A 15,622-nucleotide genomic window follows, 5' to 3' on the forward strand; every position below is an offset into this window, starting at 1 on the left:
GCTCCCCGCGCGAAGGCCGCCGGGGTCACTCGCGCCGGTCGACGTTCCAGTTGGCGACGACGGCGGCGAAGGGCGGGATCACCATCGCGACGACCGACATCACGATCGCCGCGGGCGGTGAGAACAGCCGGACGACCGACCACGCCAGCACGAAGAGCGTCAGGCAGGTGCCCATCATGATCCCGTACGCCAGTTTGCGGCGCCTCATGCCTCCACCGTACGCCGCGATCACCTGTAGAGGTTCTCGATCGTGTCGCCGTACTTGCCGTGGACGACCCGGCGCTTGAGCTTGAGGGTCGGCGTCAGCTCCTCGCTCTCGGCGGTCCACTCGGCGGGGAGCAGCCGCCACTTCTTGACCTGCTGGACGCGGGCGAGGCGGGCGTTGGCGTCCGCGACCGCCCCGGCCACCTCCTCGACGACCAGCGGATGCTCGGCGAGGGCCGCCAGATCGGTGGTGTCGATACCGTGCGCCGCGGCCCAGACGGGTGCCACCTCGCCGTCCAGGGTGATCAGCGCGACCACGTAGGGCCGCCGGTCGCCGTACGCGAGCGCCTGCCCGACCAGCGGATGCTCCTTGAGGAGGTTCTCGATCATGGACGGGGCGATGTTCTCGCCGCCCGCGGTGACGATGAGCTCCTTCTTGCGGTCGACGACCTTGAGGAAGCCGTCCTCGTCCAGCACGCCGACGTCGCCGGTGTGCACCCAGCCGCCCTCGTCGAGCAGCGCGGCGGTGGCCTCGGGACGGTTGAGGTAGCCGGGCGTGCAGGTGGCGCCGCGGACGAGGATCTCGCCGTCCGCCGCGAGCCGCAGCTCCACGCCGTCGAACGGGCGGCCGACCGTGCCGAGCTTGAAGGAGCCGGCGAGGTTGGCCGTGACGGCGCCGGTCGTCTCGGTCATGCCGTACGCGTCGAAGATCTTCAGGCCGAGCCCGGCGAAGAACCGCGCGACCTCGTCCGGCAGCGGGGCGGCGGCGCTGGACGCCTGGCCGACCCGGTCGAGGCCGAGCAGCGCGCGCATCGGGGTCAGCACGGCGGCGTCGGCGCGTTCGAAGGCGGCGGCCAGTTCGGGCGGCGTGGTGTTGCCGTGCTCCAGGCTCGTCACGTACCGGCGGCCGACGTCCAGCGCCCCCTGGACCGCCGCCTTCGTCGCCTCGTCCCGCTCGCCGGCCAGCACCGCCTGGATGCCCGCCATGATCTTCTCCCAGACCCGGGGCACGCCGAAGAACGAGTGCGGCCGGACCTCGCGCAGCACGGTGGTGAGCAGCGCCGGGTCCGGGCAGAAGTACACGTGCGAGCCCCGGGTGACCGGCAGGTAGTAGCTGAGCACCCGGTCGGCGATGTGCGCGAACGGCAGGTAGGAGACGCCGGCGTTCCGTTCGGGCAGCACCGAGCTGCGCTCCACCAGCGCGCACTCGCGCAGCGCCATCGAGTGCGTGATGATCACGCCCTTCGGATCGCCGGTCGTGCCCGAGGTGTAGAGCAGGGTCGCGGTGCCGGACGGCTTGACCGCCTGCCAGCGGAGGTCGACGGCCCCGGGATCGGCCGCCAGCCGTTCCCGGCCGAGCTCGCTGAACGCCTGCCAGGTCATGAACCGCTCGTCGTCCGGGCACGCCGCCGCGTCCAGCACGATGACCTTGCGCAGCGCGGGCAGGTCGCCCAGGACCGGCAGCCACCGGCCGACCTGGTCCGGCCCGTCCAGCACGGCGTACCTGGCCGAGCAGTCGGCCGCGACGAAGGCGACCTGGTCGGGGGCGAGCGTCGCGTAGACGGTCGTGGGCACGCCGCCCGCGTGCATCGCACCCAGGTCGGCGAGGACGTGCTCGGACCGGTTGGGCATCATCAGCGCGACGACCTCGCCGGCCTCCAGGCCCAGCGCCGCGAATCCGGCTGCCGTCTCCAGGGCCCGCCGCCGCGTCTCGCCCCAGGTCAGCGTCCGCCAGCCGTCGCCGTCGCGGTCGGAGTAGGCGGGCGCGCCGCCGTGCTCGGCCGCGATGGCCGCCAGGCTCGTGCAGATCGTCCGTCCCGCCGGGTTCTCGGCCTCGCCCATGTCCGCGCCCCTCTCGGCCCCGCTGTCAAAGTAACTGGTTACTTGCATCCTCGGAATCGCATCATGCCGAATGCGGTTCGGGCAAGGGGGTTCGGGGCGTGCCGTCCGGACTTTCGTGCTGGTCGCGGCCGGATGGGATCGGTGCGTAGCCGGACGGGTACCGTCCGGTTCTTGATCATCCAGGTGGGGGGTGGGATAGGTTCCCGCTGTGGACTCCGTGCCGGCCGGCCTTCGCCTGACCCAGTACGCCCGCGGCGGAGGGTGTGCCTGCAAGATCCCGCCAGGAGAGCTCGAGAACGTCGTCGCCGGGCTCGCCGGGGGCTTCCCGGACGCGCTCCTCATGGGCGCCGCCGACGGGGACGACGCCGCCGTGCTGCGGATCGACGGCGGCCGCGCGGTCGTCTCCACCGCCGACTTCTTCACCCCGGTGGTCGACGACGCCTACGACTGGGGCCGGATCGCCGCCGCCAACGCGCTCTCGGACGTCTACGCGGTCGGCGGCGAACCCCTCATGGCGATCAACCTGCTGGGCTGGCCGCGCGACGCGCTGCCCTGGGAGGTGGCCAAGGAGGTGCTGCGCGGCGGCCGGGACGTCGCGGCGCTGGCGGGCTGCCCGATCGCGGGCGGCCACAGCATCGACGACCCCGAGCCCAAGTACGGCCTGGCGGTCACCGGGGCCGCCGATCCCGGGCGGCTGCTGCGGCTGGACGCTGGCCGTCCCGGGATCCCGCTCTCGCTGACCAAACCCCTCGGCATCGGGGTGCTCAACGCCCGCCACAAGGCCACCGGAGAGGTGTTCGGCCAGGCCGTCGACGTCATGACCACCCTGAACGCGGCGGCGGGCCGGCTCGCGTTGGAACGCGACATCCGCTGCGCGACCGACGTCACCGGCTTCGGCCTGCTCGGGCACCTCTACAAGCTGGCGCGGGCGAGCGGCGTCACGGCCGTGGTCAACGCGGCCGCCGTGCCCTACCTCGACGGCGCCCGCGCCGCCGTGCGCGACGGCTTCGTGCCGGGAGGCTCGCGGCGCAACCTCGCCTGGGTCGCGCCGCACACCGACTTCGGCCGCATCGCCGAGGCGGAACGGCTGCTGCTGGCCGACGCGCAGACCTCCGGCGGGCTGCTCGTCGCGGGCGAGATCCCCGGCGCGCCGGTGGTGGGCGAGCTGGTCGGGCGGGGCAGGCACACCCTCGTGGTGCGGTAGCCCGCGTCGGCTACGTCACGGTCGTGTCAATAATCCCTACGCTGGGTATTCACCCGGTTACGGGTTCGCGGCCGAGCGGGGCCGGCACCACACGACCGAGGGAGTGGACATGACCATCGGGGGGATCATCACCGCCCTGATCTTCGGGGCCGTCATCGGTGCCGTCGGGCGCCTGATCGTGCCGGGCAAGCAGCACATGCCGATCTGGCTCACCATCGTCGTCGGCATCGTCGCCGCGTTCGCCGGAACGGGCCTGGCGCACCTGTTCGACCTGAAGACCAGCGGCTGGAACTTCTGGGAGACGCTCTTCCAGATCGCCTTCGCGGTGGTCGGCGTCTACCTGGTGGCGGCGTTCTGGCCCCGGAAGACCGCGGACTTCTGAGCGCGGGCGAGTTAGGGGCCGCCGGGGGTCAGGGGGCGGCCGGCGGGCGCAGGACGGGCCGGAGCCCGTCGAGCACGGCAGGGTCCTCGATCGTCGACGGCACCGTCACCTCCAGGCCGTCGGCGATGCCGCGCATCGCGCCGCGCAGGATCTTGCCCGAGCGGGTCTTGGGCAGCGCCGGGACGATCGCGATCTCCTTGAACGCCGCGACCGGCCCGACCTGCTCGCGGACCATCCCCACCAGCTCGCCGCGGAGCGTCTCCTCGTCCACCTCGGCGCCGCTCTTGAGCACGACCAGGCCGCGGGGCACCTGGCCCTTGAGCCGGTCCTGGACGCCGATCACGGCGCACTCGGCCACCGCGGGGTGGGCAGCGATGACCTCCTCCATCGTGCCGGTCGACAGCCGGTGGCCCGCCACGTTGATGACGTCGTCGGTGCGCCCCATCACCCAGACGTAGCCGTCGTCGTCCACGCGACCGCCGTCGCCGGTGAGGTAGTGCCCGGGATGGCGGGTGAGGTAGGACTCGACGAAGCGCTCGTCGTCCTGCCACAGCGTGGACAGCGTGCCCGGCGGCAGCGGCAGCCGCACGACGAGGTCGCCGTCGGCGCCGGGAGCGCTGCGGGTGCCGTCCGGCGCCAGTACCCGGACGTCGAACCCGGGCACCGCCACGGTGGGGGAGCCGGGCTTGACCGGCATCGGCTCCAGGCCCCGCAGGTTCGCCACCATGGGCCAGCCCGTCTCGGTCTGCCACCAGTGGTCGATGACCGGCTTGCCGAGCACGCGCTCGGCCCAGTGGTAGGTGTCGGGGTCCAGCCGCTCTCCCGCGAGGAAGAGGGTGTCCATGGCCGAGAGGTCGTATCCGGCGAGCAGCTCCCCGTCCGGGTCCTCCTTCTTGATGGCGCGGACGGCGGTGGGCGCGGTGAAGAGCGCCTTGACGCGGTGCTGCGCGGCGACCCGCCAGAAGGCCCCGGCGTCGGGCGTGCCGACGGGCTTGCCCTCGTACAGCACGGTCGTGCAGCCGGTGAGCAGCGGCGCGTACACGATGTAGGAGTGGCCGACGACCCAGCCGACGTCGGAGGCCGCCCAGAACACGTCGCCGGGGCCGACGCCGTAGATGTTCTCCATCGACCAGCGGAGCGCCACGGCGTGCCCGCCGTTGTCGCGGACCACGCCCTTGGGGCGGCCGGTGGTGCCGGACGTGTAGAGGATGTAGAGGGGGTCGGTGGCGGCGACGGGGACGCAGTCGGCGGGGACCGCCCGCGCGACCGCCTCGTCCCAGTCGATGTCGCGGGCCTGGACCAGGTCGGCGTGCAGTTGCGGGCGCTGCCGGATCACGCAGCGGTCGACCTTGTGCGCGGCCAGGTCCAGCGCCTTGTCCAGCAGCGGCTTGTACGCCACGACCCGGCCGCCCTCGATCCCGCAGGACGCCGACACCACGACCTTGGGCCGGGCGTGGTCGATCCGCACCGCCAGCTCCTTGGCCGCGAACCCGCCGAACACCACCGAGTGCACCGCCCCGAGCCGGGCGCAGGCGAGCATGGCGACGACCGCCTCGGGGATCATCGGCAGGTAGATGACGACGCGGTCGCCGCGGTCGACGCCGAGGTCGCGCAGCGCGCCCGCGAACCGCGCCACCAGGTCGGTCAGCTGGCGGTAGGTGTAGGTCGCGACGGTACCGGTGACCGGGCTGTCGTAGATCAGCGCGGCCTGGTCGCCGCGGCCCTCCTCGACATGCCGGTCCAGCGCGTTGTCGCAGGTGTTGAGCTCGCCGCCGGTGAACCAGCGGTAGAACGGCGGCGCCCCGTCGTCGAGCACCCGGTCCGGCGGCACGAGCCACCGGACGTCCCGCGCGGCGAGCCCCCAGAACCGGGTGGGGTCGGCGATGCTGCGTTCGTACGCCGCCGCGTAGGCGCCCATGTCAACCTCCGGTTCAGGTGCCCCTGCGTCTCTTCTTCACAGAGTCCCGTCGCCCCAATTGCCCATTCGGGGCGTCCCCCTATTGGGTCGGTCCGGAGGGTGGTTCGTCAAGAGGCCCGAGGCGCGTGGCGGAGCCCGTGCACGACGGCGACGGCCGCGGCGAGGGCGGCTCCGGCGGCGACGATGAAGAAGCACAGCTCGTAGGCGCCGAGCGTCGGCACGGACGTGCCCGCGAGCGTGCGGCCGCTGAGGATCGCGGCCGTCACGGCGCCCGCGACGCTGCCGCCGGTGGTGCGGACCAGCGAGTTGATCCCGCTCGCGATGCCGCTCTGGTCCATCGGCACGTGCTGGACGGCGAGCGTGCCGAGCGCCGCGTACGCGATGCCGAACCCGACACCCTGCAGCGCGCTGAAGGCGAGCATGTCGTAGCCGTGCGCGTTCGACAGCGCCAGCCACAGGTAGCTCAGCCCGGCGACGAACGAGCCGGCCGCCAGCGTGAACGCGGGGCCCACGCGCGCGGCGATGCGCCCGGCCAGGGAAGAGAAGACCAGCATGGTGACGGTGCTCGGCAGCATGTAGAGCCCGACGTCCAGGACCGAGCCGCTGAGGCCGTACCCGACCTTGTCCTTGGGGGACTGCACGAAGTTGGAGATCAGCGTGAACGCGGCGAACATCGAGAAGCCCAGCAGGATCGACGCGAGGTTGGCCGACAGCGACTTGGGGCCGATCAGCAGGCCCAGCCGGACGAGCGGCTCGCGCACGCGGAGCTCGATCATCACCCACAGCGCGCACAGGGCGGCGGCCGCGGCGAAGAGGCCGAGCACGCCGCCCGACGTCCAGCCCCAGGCGTTGCCCTCGCTGATGCCCATGAGCAGGCAGACCAGCCAGCCCGCCAGCACCGCCGCGCCGAGCAGGTCGGGCCGCCCGCCGGTGCGCCCGCCGATGTCGGGCGCGCTGTAGGCGATCAGCACCAGGCCGACGGCGGCCAGCCCGGCGGCGATCCAGAACATCGGGTGGTGGCCGGTGACGCGGTCGGCGACGAGGCCGGTGACGATCATGCCGATCGTGCCGCCGACGCCCATGGTGGCGCTGACGATCCCGATCGCGGTGGTCACCCGTTCCGGCGGGAAGGTGTCCCGGATCATCCCGATGGCGAGCGGGATCATCGCCGCCGAGGTGCCCTGGAGCGCCCGTCCCGTGACCAGGACGCCGAGCGAGCCCGACAGCGCGCAGATCACCGAACCCGCCAGCAGCAGGCCCATCGCCACGAGGATCATCTTCTTCTTGCCGTACATGTCGCCGAAGCGCGACAGCAGCGGCGTGGCGACCGCCCCGGCGAGCAGGGAGGCGGTGAACACCCACGTGACGGAGGTGACCGACGCGTCGAACTGGGTCATGAGGCGCGGCAGCAGCGGGATCACCAGGGTCTGCTGTACCGACACGACCGCGCCGGCGGTGGCCAGCGCGAGGAGGGTGAGCCCGGCGTGCGCGGTGGCCTGATCGGCCTGGCCGGTGTGCACGGAGGCCGCGGCGGGGGGAGCGGACGACATGACGGCGATTGTACTTACTTAAGTTAAGTAAGTAGCTAGTAAGCTCCATCACATGCCGTCAAGCCAGCCGCGGAACACCGCCCCGGCGGACATCGCGGACATCGCGGAGATCGAGCGGGCCCTCACCCGCATCTCCCACCTGCTCACCCGGGCCAAGCAGCACGACCGGACCGTCGCCGCCGCGGGAGTGCCGGTCGACCGCGCCGCCGTGCCGCTGCTGCGCCTGCTCGCGGACGCCGACGGGCCCATGCGGCCGGGAGAGCTCGCCACCCGGCTGGCGGTCGAGGCGCCGCACGTCACCCGCCAGCTGCAACGGCTGGAGAAGGCCGGCTACGTGGAACGGGTGCCCGACCCCGACGACCGGCGCGCCCAGCGGATCCGCCTCCGCGACTCGGGCCGCGAGGCCGTCGAGTGCCTGCGCGCCGTCGGGCGGCGATGGATGGACGAGGCCCTGTCCGGATGGTCGGGGGAGGAGCGCCGGCTGCTCGCCGAACTCGTGAACCGGATGGTGGACGACTTCGTGGCGCACGCGGCCGAACGGGACCACTTCGGCATCGCCCCCAAATAGGGCTTACAGCCAGGTGGGCGCGACAGTGCATAGGGTGACACTTTTCGCGGTTCGGGCGCTGATCTCAGAGTGTGAGCACGATCAGCTTTCACAGGAGGCCCCGGCGTCCATAAGGTGGCTTGGCGTGGACCCACGGAGACAGGTTCCCCGTACCGACGCCGTCATGGCGGACCCCCGGCTCGCGGACGCCGCCGTCCGTCTCGGCCGGGCACTGGTGAAGTCCGCGGTCGGCGCGGCCCAGCAGCGGGCCCGCGACGGGGAGATCCCGCCCGGCGCGGTCGCGGCGGCCGCGCTCGCGGCGCTCCCCGACCACGCGACCACGCTGCGGCCCGTCATCAACGCCACCGGCATCCTGCTGCACACCAACCTCGGCCGGGCGCCGCTCTCCGAGGCCGCCCGCGCCGCCCTCACCGCCGCCGCCGGATGCTCCGACGTCGAGTACGACCTGGCCACCGGCAGGCGCGGCCCGCGCGGCAGCGGCACCCTGGCCGCCCTCCGCGAGGCGTGCCCCGCCGCGGAGTCCGTCCAGGTCGTCAACAACAACGCCGCCGCGCTCGTCCTCGCGGCGACCGTCCTCGCGGCGGGCCGCGAGATCGTCATCAGCCGCGGCGAGATGGTCGAGATCGGCGACGGGTTCCGGCTGCCCGACCTGCTGGCCTCGACGGGCGCCCGCCTCCGCGAGGTCGGCACCACCAACCGCACCACGGCCGGCGACTACGCCGCCGCGATCGGGCCGGACACCGGCTTCGTCCTCAAGGTCCACCCGTCGAACTTCCGCATCGAGGGCTTCACCGCGACGGCGCCGATCGGCGAACTGGCCGCCCTCGGGGTCCCCCTGGTCGTCGACATCGGCTCCGGCCTCCTCACACCCGATCCCGCGCTGCCGGACGAGCCCGACGCCACCACCGTGCTCGAGGCCGGCGCCGGCCTGGTCACCGCCAGCGCCGACAAGCTCCTCGGCGGCCCCCAGGGCGGGCTGATCCTCGGCGCGCGCGACCTCGTCCAGCGGCTCCGCCGTCACCCCCTCTACCGCGCGCTCCGCGTCGACAAGCTGACGCTCGCCGCGCTCGAAGCCACCCTCCGCGGGCCGCTCCCGCCGGCCGTCCAGATGCTCCACATCCCGGCAGGCGGCCTTCGCGACCGAGCCGAGCGCCTCGCGAAAGACCTGGCCGCCCACGACATCGACGCCCTCGCCATCGACACGGCCGCCGCGGTCGGCGCCGGCGGCGCGCCCGCCGTCGACCTGCCCAGCGCCGCCGTCTCGCTCCCCGCCACGTACGAATCCCCGCTCCGGGCCCGAAGGGTCATCGGCCGTATCGAGAACGGCCGGCTCCTGCTCGACCTTCGTTCCACCGGCACCGCCGACGACGGCCCGCTGCGGGCCGCCGTCCTCGCGTCCAAGGAAGAGGTCTGATGCAGGTCGTCGCCACCGCCGGACATGTCGACCACGGCAAGTCGACGCTCGTCCGCGCGCTCACCGGCATGGAGCCCGACCGGCTCGCCGAGGAACGCCGCCGCGGCCTCACCCTCGACCTGGGCTTCGCGTGGACGACCCTGCCCTCCGGCGAGCAGCTGGCCTTCGTCGACGTGCCGGGCCACGAGAAGTTCGTCACGACCATGCTCGCCGGGGTCGGGCCCGTCCCGGCGGTCCTGCTGGCCGTGGCGGCCGACGAGGGCTGGATGCCGCAGACCGAGGAGCACCTGGCGGCCATCGACGCCCTCGAAGTCCGCCACGGCGTCCTCGTCATCACCCGTTCGGACGTGGCGGACCCCAAACTCGCACTGCGCCAAGCCCGCGAACGCCTCGCCAAGACCAGCCTGCGGGCCTGCGAGGCCGTCACCGTCAGCGCCACCACCGGCGCGGGCCTGCCCGAACTGATCGCCGCGCTCGACCGCCTGGCGGCCCGCCTCCCGGTGCCCGACCCCGAGGCGCCCATCCGCCTCTGGATCGACCGCGCGTTCACCATCCCGGGCAGTGGCACCGTGGTCACCGGCACGCTCACCGCAGGCACCCTCCACGTCGGCGACGAGCTCCTCCTGATGCCCGCCGGTGAACGAGTCACCGTCCGCGCCCTCGAATCCGCCAAGGAACCCGAGCGGACCGTCCACGGCGTCGCCCGCGTGGCCCTCAACCTCCGCGGTGTCGACCTCGACCGCGTCGAACGCGGCATGGCCCTGGTCAGCCCTGGCAAATGGGCGTTCACCACCTGCATCGACGTGCGCGTCGCGTCCGACGAGCCCTCCGGCCGGCTCGCCCGCCAGATGATCCTGCACCTGGGCTCGACCGCGACGCCGGTCCGCCTGCGCCCCCTCGGCCCCGACACCGCGCGCCTCACCCTGAACGCCCGCCTGCCCCTCCACGTCGGCGACACGGCCCTCCTCCGCGACCCCGGCCGCCGCGCCATCGCCGGACTGAGCGTCCTCGACGTCCGCCCGCCGACCCTCGTCCGCCGCGGCGCCGGGGCCGCCCGCGCCCGCGAGCTCGCGTCCTGGCCCAACCAGCCCGGCGGCAAGCTCGTGCTGCGCCGCCACGGTGTCCTGCACCGCGACGACCTCAGCATCATGGGCTGCACCCCGCCCCCGAACGCCGTCCCGATCGGCACCGAGTGGCTGGCGGACCCCGCCCACTGGGAAGAGCTCCACACCAAACTCACCGAGGCCCTGACCCAGCACGCCGCCGCGCAGCCCCTGGCCCCGGGCATCCCCGTCGAGGCACTCCGCCTCCGCCTGGGCCTCCCGTCCCGCCGGCTGGTCGCCGCCCTGGTCCGCCCGCCCCTCCGCCTCACCGAGGGCCGCGTCTACGGCCCCGACACAGGCCTCCCGCCCCAGGTCGCCGACGCTGTAAAACGCCTCACCGCCGACCTGACGACCCCCTTCGACGCCCCCACGACCGACCGCCTGGCGAACCTCGGCCTGACCCCCCAGGTGCTCAGCGCGGCCGAACGGGCCGGAGCCGTCCTCCACCTCCCCGACGGCATCGTCCTCCTGCCGGGCGCCGACGACGAGGCCCTCCAGATCCTCAAGGCACTCCCGCAGCCCTTCACCGTCAGCCAGGCCCGCGAAGCCCTCAACACCACCCGCCGAGTGGCCATCGCCCTCCTCACCCACCTGGACACGAGAGGCCTCACCCACCGGACCGGCGACACCCGCAGCGTCCCGGACGAGGGAAAATGAGTTGAACCGGGACGGGCGTCTCTGGCGTCATAGATCACGGTTCGGATCCCTCACGACGGAGAGGAGCAGGTGATGCCGTACCAGACGCTCAAGGGCGGCCGTGTTCCGATCCGCCTCTGGACCGACCCGGCCACCGTTGAGGACGTCGCGCTCGACCAGCTCAAGAACGTGTCGGGCCTGCCCTGGATCGAGGGCCTCGCGGTCATGCCCGACGTGCACTACGGCAAGGGCGCGACCGTCGGCTCGGTGATCGCGATGCGGGACGCGGTGTCCCCGGCCGCCGTCGGCGTCGACATCGGCTGCGGGATGACCGCGGTCAAGTCGAGCCTCACCACCGACGACATGCCCGACGACCTGTCGAGCCTGCGCGGCCGCCTCGAGAAGGCGATCCCGGTCGGCCGCTACTCGCACAAGGACCCGGTCGACCCGTCCGCGCTGCCGAACCTGCGGGAACGCGGCTGGTACGACTTCTGGAAGGACTTCGAGGACCTCCACCCCGGAGTGCGCGGCCGCTTTGGCCGTGCCCGCGCACAGATGGGCAGCCTTGGCGGAGGCAACCACTTCCTTGAACTCTGCGCGGATGATTCCGGTGCGATCTGGCTCGTCCTGCACTCCGGGTCGCGCAACATCGGCAAGGAACTGGCCGAGCACCACGTCGAGGCCGCGCGCAAGCTGCCGCACAACCAGGACCTGCCGGACAAGGACCTCTCGGTCTTCCTGTCCGGTACGCGCAAGATGGAGGAGTACCGCCGGGACCTGTTCTGGGCGCAGGATTACGCGCGCCGCAACCGCGCCGTCATGATCGCGCTCGCGCAGAACGTCATCACGCGCCGCTTCGGCGAGAAGCGCTGCACGTGGGGCGAGGTCATCTCCTGCCACCACAACTACGTGGCGGAAGAGGTCTACGACGGCGTCGAGCTGCTCGTCACCCGCAAGGGCGCGATCCGCGCGGGCGAGGGCGACCTCGGCATCATCCCGGGCTCGATGGCCACGGGCACCTACATCGTGCGCGGCCTGGGCAACGAGGACTCGTTCAACTCCGCGTCCCACGGCGCGGGCCGCAAGATGAGCCGCAACAAGGCGCGCAAGTCGTTCACCGTCGACGACCTGGTCGAGCAGACCAAGGGCGTCGAGTGCCGCAAGGACGGCGGCGTCCTCGACGAGATCCCCGGTGCCTACAAGGACCTGGAGACGGTGATCGAAGCGCAGTCCGACCTCGTCGAGGTAGTGGCGCACCTGCGCCAGTTGATCTGCATCAAGGGCTAGGTGATTTGGGCAGGTCTGGTCTGACCAGGCCTGCCCAATCGACCGGTTCGCGCCGGAGAGCCTTGGCCGTCGCTCTTGCTGCCGAAGAGTCCGCCGAGGAAGCCTCCTTGGCTTTCGCTCTGGCTTTCGCTGCTGCCGCCGCTGTTGAAGAAGCCTCCGGAGAAGCCGCCTTGGTGGCCGTCGAAGAAGCCCGTGAAGAAGCCCGCGCTGCCGCCCGGCGGGTCGGACGGCGACGCGGCGTCGGCCGGGGCGTGGACGGCCAGCAGGGCAGCGGTCAGCGCGCCGGTGGTCAGCAGTTTGCGGGGGGTGCGCATGGTCGGTCCTTTCGTGGTGGCCGGGCCCGATGACGCGGCCGTGGCCAGCTGAATACCCCTCCATCGGCAGTTGTCACATAGAGTAAATGGATATCTACAATGTGTTGTTGTGCGGCCGGTGGCGGCCATGGTGTTGCCTGGCTGCATCGCGCGCCTGTAATCGAGTAATCGTGGTTACGATTCTGGAGCACGGGGGCGGCGCTGAGGCGTTCCGGCGGTTTGTGGAGATCTTCTACGGTCACTGTCTCGCGGATCCGCTCATCGGGCCGTTGTTCGGCGGGGGGAGGCCGGAACACGTGCCCAGGCTGACGGCGTTCGAGGTCGAGACGTTCGGGGGGCCGGACGGCTTCACGCGGGAGCACGGCGGCATGCCCGCCCTCATCGCCGTCCATCGGAGGCTGAAGATCACTGAGGAGCAGCGGCAGCGGTTCGTCGATCTCTACATGGCGTCGGCGGACGAGGCGGGGCTGCCCGCGGACGAGCCCTTCCGGGCCACGTTGCGGAGCCACGTCGAGTTCGGCACCGAGGTCGCCAAGCAGAACTCCCATGCGGAGACGGACGCTGAGCTGCATCCGTTGCGGACAGTGCCGATCTGGGACTGGGAGAAGAGCTAGCCGTCCGCCGGGGTCGTGGGCCCCGGCGGACGACGGGTGTCTACTTGGTGGACTTGTAGAGGGTCTCTACTTCGGTGGGGGAGAGGGCACGGTCGTAGAGGCGGATCTCGTCCAGGGCTCCGGGCCAGTAGTCGACCTGGTTACCGCCGTACTGGGCTCGGCCGATCACGGTGTGGCCGGTGGACGCGTCGCCCAGGCAGGCGGCGGCGGTGGCTGTTTTCTGGCCGTCCACGTAGAGAGTGAGTGAGCCGTCGGCGGCGTCACGGACGCCGGTCAGGTGGTACCAGCGGTCGGTCTCAGGCGCTGTGGGCGCCAGGGCGCGGAGGCCGGCGAAGCTGAACGCGAAACGGTTGTCGGCTCCCGAGTACTGGAGGAAGAAGGCGCTGTTGGTGGCGCCGTCCTGGCTGACCGCGGTGGCGAAGCCTCCTAGGCGGTCCAGCTTCACCCAGGCGGAGACGGTGTAGTTGCCTGTGGTGTCGAGGATCGCGGCGTTGGTGTCGGCGTACTGGTTCGAGCCGTTGAATTGCAGGGCCGAGCCTGAACGGCCTGTGGTCCAGGTCGGGTTGTCGACGAGGGTCGCGTCGTGGTCGCCGGCCGTGTCTTCCGCTGTTGAGCCGGTGCCTTCGTTGAACGGGTAGACGCCGATGGCGTTCGGGCTGCCCGGCGGGAGGGGCGGCGTGTCTCCGTTCGTGGATGTGATGAGTTTCCGGTTGGCCTTGCGGACGGCGGCGGCGTCCATCTTGAGCACTCGGCGATCGTAGGTGTAGAAGCCGTTGAGCTCGTTCTCGACGTCGCTGAGCTGGGTGTAGACCGCGCCCGAGACCGCGCAGCGGCTCTTGACGGTCAGCATGCGGGTCTGGAGCTCGGTGAAGCGGCGGGTGAGCGCCGATGAGTCGGAGGTCATCTCGTACGCGAAGCCGCGTTCGGGGTCGTACATGTGCCCGTCGATCCGGAGACCCAGGCCGCCGGCCGCACCGACGCGCGCCATCGCCGGGGCCCTGCCGCTGGACGCGGGCCAGGTGACGGTGGCCGGGGCCCCGCTGCGCCGGCGCTCGATCCCCGGCGCCATCCGCGCGGGCGTGAGCCTGCTCCCCGAGAACCGCACGACCGAGGGGATCATCCCGAGCCTGTCGGTGCGCGACAACATCGCCCTCGCGGCGCTGCCGCGCCTGTCGCGGTTCGGCGTGCTGTCCACCGCCCGCGTCGACACGTTCATGCGCCGCCTGCAGATCAAGGCGACCTCGCCGCAGCAGAAGGCCGGCGAGCTGTCGGGCGGCAATCAGCAGAAGGTGCTGCTGCTGGACGAGCCCACGCGCGGCATCGACGTCGGCGCCAAGGCCGAGCTGCACGACCTGCTGGACGAGCTGGCCGTCAACGGCCTGGCCATCCTCCTCATCTCCTCCGACCTGGAGGAACTGGTGAACGGCTGCGACCGCGTGGTGGTGCTGCGCGCCGGAGCCGTCATCGCGGAGCTGGCGGGACGCGAGGTCACCGAGGAACGCATCCTCTCCGCGATGTCGGGCTCATGACTCCGGCGGGTCGTCCACCGGCTCGGCGGGACCGTCCGCGCGGAAGATCCCGTCGTCGTCCGGCTCGCCGTAGAGCTCGCGCAGCACCTGGTCCTCATCGGGCTCGGTCGCCCGGTGGACGTCGGGGTGGACGTCCACGTTCTTCATGTAGTCGACTTCGCGGGCCTGAGCGGACCGGTTCACCTCGTTCATAACGATCTACCTTCCCAGTTTCCGTGGGCGCGGGGCTACCGGGCGGGCAGGTTCCGGTCGACGAAAGCGGTCACGGCGGCCAGGATCTCGGCCTTGTTGGTCTCGTTGAAGACCTCGTGCCGGGCGCCGGGAAAGATGATCTCGTTGAGGTCGCTGCCGCGGATCGCCTCGATGCCCGTGCGGGTGCCCTCGAGCGGAACGAGCTGATCGTCCGAGCCGTGGATCCAGAGGGTGGGCAGGTCGCCGAGCGAGCCGTGCTCGTTGATCTGCCTGACGCAGGCCTCGGTGGCCAGCAGGAGGGGCCGCTTGAACGGGCCGTGCCAGACGAGCGGGTCCTCGTTGTAGGCCTTGCCGACCGCCGGGTCGCGGGACAGCGTGTCGGGGTCGATGGGGACGTCGGGGATCTCGTCGAGGGCGAGCAGGGCGCTGAGGGCGTCCCAGCGGCCGAGGACGGGCCCCGAGAGCACCAGGGCGGTCAGGTCCCGGCCGTGGAGCTGGGCGTACCGGGTGGCGATCATGCCGCCCATCGAATGGCCGATCAGCACCACGGGCAGGCCGGGATGATCGGCGCGGGCCGACTCGACCACCGTGTGGAGGTCGGCCACGACGTCCGCGAAGTCCTCCACCAGGACCGGCTCGCCCGCCGACCGGCCGTGCCCGAGGTGATCCGGGCCACAGACCACGGCGCCGTGCCGGACCAGGGCGCCGGCGACGTGCTCGTAGCGGCCGAGGTGCTCGCCATAGCCGTGGGTGAGGACCGCGATGTAGCGGGGATCCTCGTGGTGCCAGGCATGGGCGGTGATCGCCCCGCGGACCCCCGCGAACTCCCACAGTCGTGCCATGGCCATGTGCGCCTCCCGCGTCC

16 protein-coding genes are annotated in these 15,622 nt (G+C 72.1%); 8 read left to right on the top strand and 8 right to left on the bottom strand.

What is annotated here, in order from left to right:
* Window positions 1-25: 25 nt before the first annotated feature.
* Window positions 26-208, bottom strand: coding sequence for a DUF3099 domain-containing protein (locus tag ACGFNU_RS19210; RefSeq protein ID WP_392595280.1), 183 nt, complete (start codon window positions 206-208; stop codon window positions 26-28).
* A 20-nt stretch (window positions 209-228) separates the two neighbouring features.
* Window positions 229-2,046, bottom strand: coding sequence for an AMP-dependent synthetase/ligase (locus ACGFNU_RS19215; protein WP_392595281.1), 1,818 nt, complete (start codon window positions 2,044-2,046; stop codon window positions 229-231).
* A 217-nt stretch (window positions 2,047-2,263) separates the two neighbouring features.
* On the opposite strand from ACGFNU_RS19215, the gene selD reads away from it, so the two are divergent.
* Both selD and ACGFNU_RS19225 read left to right on the top strand, forming a co-directional pair.
* Entirely contained in the window at window positions 2,264-3,250 is a 987-nt protein-coding gene (gene selD, locus ACGFNU_RS19220; protein ID WP_392596473.1) for a selenide, water dikinase SelD, read from the top strand.
* A 109-nt stretch (window positions 3,251-3,359) separates the two neighbouring features.
* Entirely contained in the window at window positions 3,360-3,632 is a 273-nt protein-coding gene (locus ACGFNU_RS19225) for a GlsB/YeaQ/YmgE family stress response membrane protein (protein ID WP_392595282.1), read from the top strand.
* Between the two features lie 28 nt (window positions 3,633-3,660).
* Here ACGFNU_RS19225 and ACGFNU_RS19230 read toward each other — a convergent pair whose 3' ends face one another.
* Both ACGFNU_RS19230 and ACGFNU_RS19235 read right to left on the bottom strand, forming a co-directional pair.
* Complete coding sequence (locus ACGFNU_RS19230) at window positions 3,661-5,550, bottom strand: propionyl-CoA synthetase (protein WP_392595284.1); 1,890 nt, start codon at window positions 5,548-5,550, stop codon at window positions 3,661-3,663.
* A 107-nt stretch (window positions 5,551-5,657) separates the two neighbouring features.
* Window positions 5,658-7,100, bottom strand: a complete 1,443-nt coding sequence (locus ACGFNU_RS19235) for an MFS transporter (RefSeq protein WP_392595286.1) — start codon at window positions 7,098-7,100, stop codon at window positions 5,658-5,660.
* A gap of 52 nt (window positions 7,101-7,152) precedes the next feature.
* Between ACGFNU_RS19235 and ACGFNU_RS19240 the strand changes: the two genes are divergently transcribed.
* The 4 genes from ACGFNU_RS19240 (at window position 7,153) to ACGFNU_RS19255 (ending at window position 12,108) form a co-directional block, all read left to right on the top strand.
* Entirely contained in the window at window positions 7,153-7,668 is a 516-nt protein-coding gene (locus ACGFNU_RS19240) for a MarR family winged helix-turn-helix transcriptional regulator (RefSeq protein WP_392595287.1), read from the top strand.
* A gap of 124 nt (window positions 7,669-7,792) precedes the next feature.
* Window positions 7,793-9,082, top strand: a complete 1,290-nt coding sequence (gene selA / locus ACGFNU_RS19245; protein WP_392595289.1) for an L-seryl-tRNA(Sec) selenium transferase — start codon at window positions 7,793-7,795, stop codon at window positions 9,080-9,082.
* The gene (selB, locus tag ACGFNU_RS19250; protein WP_392595291.1) at window positions 9,082-10,842 is read left to right on the top strand and encodes a selenocysteine-specific translation elongation factor; all 1,761 of its coding nucleotides are present in this window, start codon (window positions 9,082-9,084) and stop codon (window positions 10,840-10,842) included. Before selA ends, selB begins: the two co-directional genes overlap by 1 nt.
* 72 nt (window positions 10,843-10,914) lie before the next feature.
* Window positions 10,915-12,108, top strand: coding sequence for an RtcB family protein (locus tag ACGFNU_RS19255; RefSeq protein ID WP_392595293.1), 1,194 nt, complete (start codon window positions 10,915-10,917; stop codon window positions 12,106-12,108).
* Here the strand turns inward: ACGFNU_RS19255 and ACGFNU_RS19260 are convergent.
* A complete protein-coding gene (locus tag ACGFNU_RS19260; protein WP_392595295.1) occupies window positions 12,105-12,422 on the bottom strand; it encodes a hypothetical protein in 318 nt (105 codons plus the stop codon). The genes ACGFNU_RS19255 and ACGFNU_RS19260 overlap by 4 nt on opposite strands.
* 86 nt (window positions 12,423-12,508) lie before the next feature.
* On the opposite strand from ACGFNU_RS19260, the gene ACGFNU_RS19265 reads away from it, so the two are divergent.
* Window positions 12,509-13,036 carry a group II truncated hemoglobin gene (locus ACGFNU_RS19265; protein WP_392595296.1) on the top strand — a complete coding sequence of 176 codons (528 nt, stop codon included), beginning with the start codon at window positions 12,509-12,511 and terminating at the stop codon, window positions 13,034-13,036.
* A 40-nt stretch (window positions 13,037-13,076) separates the two neighbouring features.
* Here ACGFNU_RS19265 and ACGFNU_RS19270 read toward each other — a convergent pair whose 3' ends face one another.
* On the bottom strand, window positions 13,077-14,105 hold the full coding sequence (locus ACGFNU_RS19270; RefSeq protein WP_392595298.1) for a LamG domain-containing protein: 1,029 nt from the start codon (window positions 14,103-14,105) through the stop codon (window positions 13,077-13,079).
* Here ACGFNU_RS19270 and ACGFNU_RS19275 point away from each other — a divergent pair.
* The gene (locus tag ACGFNU_RS19275; protein WP_392595299.1) at window positions 14,062-14,565 is read left to right on the top strand and encodes a hypothetical protein; all 504 of its coding nucleotides are present in this window, start codon (window positions 14,062-14,064) and stop codon (window positions 14,563-14,565) included. The two genes, ACGFNU_RS19270 and ACGFNU_RS19275, sit on opposite strands and share 44 nt — an antisense overlap.
* On the opposite strand, the gene ACGFNU_RS19280 is transcribed toward ACGFNU_RS19275, so the two are convergent.
* Both ACGFNU_RS19280 and ACGFNU_RS19285 read right to left on the bottom strand, forming a co-directional pair.
* Entirely contained in the window at window positions 14,560-14,757 is a 198-nt protein-coding gene (locus ACGFNU_RS19280; protein ID WP_392595301.1) for a hypothetical protein, read from the bottom strand. The genes ACGFNU_RS19275 and ACGFNU_RS19280 overlap by 6 nt on opposite strands.
* Window positions 14,758-14,792: 35 nt before the next feature.
* Window positions 14,793-15,605 carry an alpha/beta hydrolase gene (locus ACGFNU_RS19285; protein WP_392595302.1) on the bottom strand — a complete coding sequence of 271 codons (813 nt, stop codon included), beginning with the start codon at window positions 15,603-15,605 and terminating at the stop codon, window positions 14,793-14,795.
* Window positions 15,606-15,622: the final 17 nt, after the last annotated feature.

The organism is Spirillospora sp. NPDC048911 (assembly GCF_043198015.1).
Lineage (GTDB): Bacteria > Actinomycetota > Actinomycetes > Streptosporangiales > Streptosporangiaceae > Spirillospora.